Annotated in this window: 5 protein-coding genes; 4 read left to right on the top strand and 1 reads right to left on the bottom strand. The window is 71.0% G+C overall.

All coding sequences use genetic code 11. From position 1 onward, the window contains the following. The first annotated feature begins 164 nt into the window (after nt 1-164). From D7X12_RS37915 to D7X12_RS37900, 4 genes are read left to right on the top strand one after another with little or no spacing between them, the layout of a single operon-like run. Nucleotides 165-1532: a TAXI family TRAP transporter solute-binding subunit gene (locus D7X12_RS37915; RefSeq protein WP_120630049.1), complete on the top strand. Its 1368-nt coding sequence runs from the start codon at nt 165-167 to the stop codon at nt 1530-1532. Next, on the top strand, nt 1532-2581 hold the full coding sequence (locus tag D7X12_RS45210; protein ID WP_120630048.1) for a nucleotidyltransferase domain-containing protein: 1050 nt from the start codon (nt 1532-1534) through the stop codon (nt 2579-2581). The genes D7X12_RS37915 and D7X12_RS45210 overlap by 1 nt, the downstream gene beginning before the upstream one ends. Nucleotides 2582-2591: 10 nt before the next feature. After that, nucleotides 2592-4187: an MBL fold metallo-hydrolase gene (locus D7X12_RS37905; protein ID WP_120630047.1), complete on the top strand. Its 1596-nt coding sequence runs from the start codon at nt 2592-2594 to the stop codon at nt 4185-4187. A gap of 5 nt (nt 4188-4192) precedes the next feature. Then, complete coding sequence (locus D7X12_RS37900; RefSeq protein ID WP_120630050.1) at nt 4193-5941, top strand: ABC transporter ATP-binding protein; 1749 nt, start codon at nt 4193-4195, stop codon at nt 5939-5941. Between the two features lie 2 nt (nt 5942-5943). On the opposite strand, the gene D7X12_RS37895 is transcribed toward D7X12_RS37900, so the two are convergent. Continuing rightward, complete coding sequence (locus tag D7X12_RS37895; RefSeq protein WP_120630046.1) at nt 5944-6282, bottom strand: TerB family tellurite resistance protein; 339 nt, start codon at nt 6280-6282, stop codon at nt 5944-5946. Nucleotides 6283-6364 lie beyond the last annotated feature (82 nt).

Raw genomic sequence — 6364 nt, 5'->3', positions numbered from 1 at the left:
ACGCCAACCCATGCCACACCCCTTGCAATCAGGCCTGGGAGGGAGGGTGGGTCGTGCAAGGGGATCCGCCAAGTACCCCCGGGTCGGGGCCGTGCTCGCCTGCTTGGACCTACGTGGTGTACGGCAGGGCCTCGCACCGCGCGGTCGGTATACTGCGCATCCCCATGAAGACGGACACGTTGAAAGCGCAGATCAAGCGCACGTTGCGGCGCGACCTGTGGCTCGCCATCGCCCCCGCGGCGCTCCTCATCGCCGCCGCGTTCGCGGTGACGCTCTACTTCGTCAAACCCGCGCCCCCCAAGACGCTGGTGATGGCGCTGGCGCCCGAAGAGGGCGGCTTCAACTACATGGCGAAGCGCTACCAGAAGTTCCTCGCGGAACACGGCGTGACGCTGGAGCTGCGCCCCACGAAGGGCTCCGTCAGCAGCGTGGCGCTGCTGGACGCGGAGGACAGCGGGGTGGACATCGCCTTCGCGCAGAGCGGCACGATGGGCGGCAAGGACCAGGCGGTGCCGGAGCACGTGGTGTCGCTGGGCAGCCTCTCCTACGTGCCGCTCTGGGTCTTCTACCGGGGCGAGCGCATGGACGACGTGCGCTCCCTGGCTGGCAAGCGCATCGCGGTGGGCCCGGAGGAGAGCGGCACGCGCGCGCTCGCGATGACGCTCCTGCAGGCGAACCGCGCGGACACCGCGCCCACGCAGTTGCTCCCGCTGGACCGGGATGCGGCCATCGACGCGCTGCTCAAGGGGAGCATCGACGCGGTGTTCCTCGTCTCCCCGGCGGAGTCCCGGCGCATCCAGAAGCTGGCCGCCGAGAAGGACATCCACCTGTTGAACTTCGCGCGCGCGGAGGCCTACACGCGCCGCTACCCGTACCTGTCCAGGCACGTGCTGCCCCGGGGCGTGTTCGACTTCGCGGCGGACGTGCCGGATCAGGACGTGCAATTGCTCGCGCCCAACGCGCTGCTGCTGGCGCGCGACACGCTGCACCCGGCGCTCGCCTATCTGTTGATGCGCGCGGCCAGCGAGATTTCGGGCACCGCGGGCATCCTGGACAAGACGGGGGAGTTCCCCGCGCCGCTCGCCGCGGGCTTCCCCCTGAGCAGCGAGGCGAAGCGCTTCTACGCGTCCGGCGTGCCGCTGCTCCAGCGCTACCTGCCGTTCTGGGCGGCGAACCTGGTGGACCGGCTGTGGGTGATGCTGGTGCCCATCATCGCGGTGGTGGTGCCGCTGATGCGCGCGGTGCCGGCGGCGTTCCTGTGGCGGGTGCGCTCGCGCATCCACCGCTGGTACGCGCGGCTGAAGGAGATTGAAATCCAGCTGGAGGAGGATCCCGACCAGGAGATGCTCCAGGACATGCTCAAGCGGCTGGAGGAGGCCGAGCGCGAGGTGAACCGCATCGCGGTGCCGCTCGCGTACGCGGAGAACCTCTACTTCTTCCGCGAGCACGTGGACGTCGTGCGCCGCCGCCTCACCCGCAGGCTCGCGGACTCACCGGAGCACAAGGACCTCCCCCTCCAGGTGAGCGCCTGATGGACGGAGGGTTGGACGAAGAAGAGGTGTCGCTGGTCGGGTTGACGGAGGACATGGGCGTCAACGCGGTGCTGTTCGGCTTCGTGGGGCTGTACGCGCTCACGTTCCCGGGCCGCGTGCGGGCCTGCTACCTGGTGGGCAGCCACGCCACGAGCGAGGCGGTGGGCGAGAGCGACCTGGACCTCACGCTCGTCTTCAAGGACACGTTCCTGCCGGGCGAGGAGGCCCGCTTCGAGCGCTTCCGCATGGCGGTGGGGCCGCTGGCCCGCTACCCGCTGGACCTGAGCGCGGTGGAGGAGGCGCGGCTCTTCCGCGAGGGCGAGGTCAACCTCAAGCAGAACGCGCTGCTCATCGCGGGCGAGGACGTGCGCGACCGCGTCCCGCTGATGCCGCTGGAGGCGTGGACGCGCCACTGCATGCACCAGCCGTACAGGTTCATCGAGCGGGCGCGCGCCCGCGCAGAGGACGCGCCCCTGCGCTTCCCGCTGGAGTACCCGGACGCGCGGGGCGAGCTGTACGGCTACGACTACCGCGAGGTGATGGACGCGCAGGGCCAGCTGCACCGGGGCTTCAAGGAGCTGGTGACGCTGGCGTGCCGGATGGCGACGGCGGCGGTGGCGCTGGACGCGGGCCGCCACACCTTCTCCAAGCGCGACGCCATCCAGGCGCACCGCGAGCACCTCCACGACACCTGGACGCCGCTGTACGAGTCCATCTTCGCGAGCCGCCAGCAGTGGGGCTACCGCGTGCCGGAGGACGCGGCGGCGCGGGCGAAGCTGCGCGAGGCGTGCGCGCGGATGCTCGATGCGGAGAACACCTTCCTCGCGCGCTACCGCGACTTCCTGTTGGCGGAGGTGACGCGGGGGAGGGTGGAGGACCGGGTGTTGGCGGCCCGGCGGTTGGGGGACATCGCCTATCCCGGCGAGGACGTGCCCCAGGCGCTCCAGCGGCTGCTCGACTCGTCTGAGCCTGGGGAGCCCGTGGACGCGGCGCTGCGCGAGGCGGCCCGTGAGTCGCTGGCGCGCTACCGCGGCGTGAAGCCTTCTTGAAGGAGTGTGGATGTCGCGCCCCCCGGTGTATCTGAAGCAGAACGTCGTCGCGGAACCGCTCCACAACCAGTGGTACGCGTGGTGGTTCCTGGCGTCGCCCATGACGGCGCCGCTCTTCGTCGCGAACCTCCACGTGAAGATCATGGAGTCCTTCGTCGCCAACCCCGCAATCCACGTCGCGGCGCTGAAGAGCCCGGCGCTGCGCGGGGGCCCCTACCTGAACTGCGGCGTGGAGCGGGTGGGGGAGGTGAAGGCGCTCCTGGAGCGCACGCTGAAGGAGGAGGCGCTGGCGCTCGGGTACGCGCAGGCGATGCGGGAGCTGGACGCGCTGCTCGCCTCCGCGGAGGGCTTCTCCCTGGAGGAGCTGTACCCGCGCGTGCCGGACCTGCTGCGCGGCTACGTGGAGCTCACCTATGACCTGAAGAACCGCGCCTCGCCGCGCTTCTTCGAGTCGCTGCTCTACAAGAGCCCCTTCCACCGCGAGTCCTCGCAGAGCCTGTCGCTGCGGCTCATCCACGAGGACGCGCGCCCGTATGTCTTCAGCACGCCCCGGCTGGACGACACGAAGGATGGCAGCCTCCAGGTGCGCCTGCCCTTCCGGCACGAGGCCTGGGACACGCTGTTCGCCATGCGGCGCACCCCGGCCCCGATGGAGGCGGTGCGCGACGCGCTGGGCATCCCGCCCCAGGAGGGGGACACCTTCGCGTCGTTCTTCACGCCCGAGCCGCCCCGGCCCGCCCCCCGCTACGACGGCGACGGGGTGCGCGTGCGCTACTTCGGCCACGCGTGCGTGCTCATTGAATCGCGCCACGTCAGCGTCCTCACCGACCCGGTGGTGAGCTACGACTTCCCCAGCGACCTGCCGCGCTACAGCTTCGCGGACCTGCCGGAGCGCATCGACTACGTGGTGCTCACGCACGGCCATGCGGACCACCTGATGTTCGAGCCGCTGCTCCAGTTGCGCCACCGCATCGGCACGGTGGTGGTGCCCGCGGGCGGTGGCGGCGCGCTGGTGGACCCGTCGCTGCGGCTGATGCTGCTGCACGCGGGCTTCCGCAACGTGGTGACGCTGTCGGAGCTGGAGTCGCTGCCGGTGCCGGGCGGGGAGCTGTTGGGCCTGCCCTTCCTGGGCGAGCACGGCGACCTGGATGTCCGCGGCAAGCTCGCGCACCTGGTGCGGCTGGAGGGCAGATCGCTGCTGATGGCGGCGGACTCCAACGCGCTGGAGCCCCGGCTGTATGAGCACGTGCACCGGCACGTGGGCCCCATCGACATGATGTGGCTGGGGATGGAGTCGGAGGGCGGGCCGCTCAGCTGGATGTATGGGCCGCTCCTGCCCGCGCCGCTGCCCAGGAAGATGGACCAGTCGCGGCGGCTCAACGGCTCCAACGCGGCGCGCGCCATCGACATCGTGCAGCGGCTGAAGCCGAGTCAGGTGCGCATCTACGCCATGGGCCGGGAGCCGTGGCTGGGGCACGTGATGGTGATGGGCTACCACGAGCAGTCGCCGCAATTGGTGGAGTCGCGCAAGCTGCTCGCGTACTGCCGGGAGCAGGGGCTGGACGCGGACATGCCCTATGGGCAGGCGGAGTCCTTCCTCCGGTGACGACGATGGCGCCCGGGGCCGCCGCCCCCGTCTCCGCGCGGCGCCTGCTGGGCCTGGCCTGGAGGGAGCGGCGCGCGCTGGGCGTGGGGTTGTTCTTCCTCGTCGTGGCCACGGTGCTGTCGCTGGTGTTCCCGCAGGCCCTGCGCGTCATCGTCGACGAGGCGCTGGGCGCGAAGGACCAGGGGCTCATCGACCGCACGGCGGTGGCGCTCACCGTCGTCTTCGCGGTGCGCGCGGTGGCGGACGCGCTGCGCTTCTACTTCTTCAACACCGCGGGCGAGCGCACCGTGGCGCGCCTGCGCGAGGACCTCTTCGCCCGGCTGGTGGACCAGGAGGTGGCCTTCTTCGACACGCGCCGCACGGGCGAGCTGACGAGCCGGCTGACCGCGGACACCACGGTGTTGCAGCACGCGGTCAGCAACAACATCGCCACCGCGCTGCGCAGCGGGGCCCAGGCGGTGGGCGGCCTGACGATGCTCTTCTACACGTCGCCGTCGCTCGCGCTCTTGATGCTGGGGGTGGTGCCGCCGGTGGCCATCGCGGGCGTCGTCGTGGGGCGGAGGATCCGTCAGGCGTCGCGCCAGGTGCAGGCCGCGCTGGCGGACGCCACGGGCGTCGCGGACGAGGTCTTCACCGGCATCCGCACCGTGCGCGCCTTCGCCGCCGAGCGGCACGAGGTGGGGCGCTACCGGGGGCGGCTGTCGCAGGTGCTGTCGTTGATGCACCAGCGCTCGCGCCTGTCCGCGGCCTTCATGGCGGGCAGCGGCTTTGGCGGCCTCTTCGCCGCGGCGCTGGTGCTCTGGTACGGCAGCCGGCTGATGCTCCAGGGCGAGCTGTCCATGGGCAACCTGACGTCGTTCCTCGCGTACACGCTGCTGGTGTCCACGGCGCTGAGCGGGCTGACGGACCTGTGGGGGGACTTCATGCGCGCGTCGGGCTCCGCGGAGCGCGTGTTCGAGATGATCGACCGCGTGCCCGCCATCCCGCTGGAGGGTGGCGTGCGCCTGCCCGTGCTGGAGGGGCGGGTGGAGTTCCGGGACGTGCGCTTCGCGTATCCCTCGCGGCTGGATGTGCCGGTGCTCCAGGGGTTGGACCTGGAGCTGGCGCCGGGCGAGGTGGTGGCGCTGGTGGGGCCTTCGGGAGGAGGCAAGTCCACCATCGCCGCGCTGCTCGCGCGCATGTACGACCCGCTGGCGGGAGGCGTCTGGGTGGATGGCCACGACCTGCGCACGTTGGATCCCGGTTGGCTGCGCCGGCACCTGGGCGCGGTGGCGCAGGAGCCGCTGCTGTTCTCCTGCTCCATCGCGGACAACATCCGCTATGGCCGCCCGGATGCCACCGACGCGGAGGTGGAGGCCGCCGCGAAGGCGGCGAACGCGCACGACTTCATCGGCCGTTTTCCGGAGGGCTACCGCACGGAGGTGGGCGAGCGGGGCGTGCAGCTGTCCGGCGGCCAGAAGCAGCGCGTGGCCATCGCACGGGCGGTGCTGAAGGATCCGCGCATCCTCGTCCTGGACGAGGCCACGTCCGCGCTGGACGCGGAGAGCGAACACCTGGTGAAGGACGCGCTGGAGCGGCTGATGCAGGGCCGCACGACGCTCATCATCGCGCACCGGCTGTCTACCGTGGCCAACGCCCACCGCGTGCTGGTGCTGGAGTCCGGCCGCGTGGTGCAGAGCGGCAGCCACGCGGCGCTGATGGCCCAGGACGGGCTGTACCGCCGGCTGGTGGAGCGGCAGTTCGTGGCGGCTTAGGCTTAAGGAGCGATGCCGAGCAGCTCGCGGATCTGCCGCATCATCTCGATTTCGGCCTCGTGTACTTCACCATCCCGGCTGACGAGCGTGTGGACGGCGTCCATGACGTCCTTCGGGTTGTCGCGCAGCAGTCCCACGTTTGGGGGAGGCAGCGGCTTTCCCTCCTGGAGGCAGCGGGTGAGGAGGCTGAGCTCCGTGAGGGGCACGCTGAACCCGCGTGCGGTGTCGATGATGTGATCGATCTCCTCGCGGGTGACGCGGTCATCGCTGGTGGCCACCTGGAGCAGCAGCTTGATGACCTCGATGTGGAAGCGGGCGTCAGGGTTCTGCGGGATGGCCATGCGCGGTGGGTCCTCCAGGGCGGTCCAGGCTGACCTGCCCGGGGGCACCCGTCCAGAGGGGATTCCGGGGGGGGACGGCCGG

The sequence above is a fragment of the Corallococcus sicarius genome (assembly GCF_003611735.1).
GTDB classification, from domain to species: Bacteria; Myxococcota; Myxococcia; order Myxococcales; family Myxococcaceae; genus Corallococcus; species Corallococcus sicarius.
This window is presented reverse-complemented; position numbering and strand designations above follow the sequence as displayed.

Bases quoted from the DNA above. Each gene is read 5' to 3' on its own strand.
- D7X12_RS37915 (WP_120630049.1), top strand. From the start codon at position 165: ATGAAGACGGACACGTTGAAAGCGCAGATCAAGCGCACGTTGCGGCGC.
- D7X12_RS37895 (WP_120630046.1), bottom strand. From the start codon at position 6,282: ATGGCCATCCCGCAGAACCCTGACGCCCGCTTCCACATCGAGGTCATC.
- D7X12_RS37900 (WP_120630050.1), top strand. From the start codon at position 4,193: ATGGCGCCCGGGGCCGCCGCCCCCGTCTCCGCGCGGCGCCTGCTGGGC.
- D7X12_RS37905 (WP_120630047.1), top strand. From the start codon at position 2,592: ATGTCGCGCCCCCCGGTGTATCTGAAGCAGAACGTCGTCGCGGAACCG.
- D7X12_RS45210 (WP_120630048.1), top strand. From the start codon at position 1,532: ATGGACGGAGGGTTGGACGAAGAAGAGGTGTCGCTGGTCGGGTTGACG.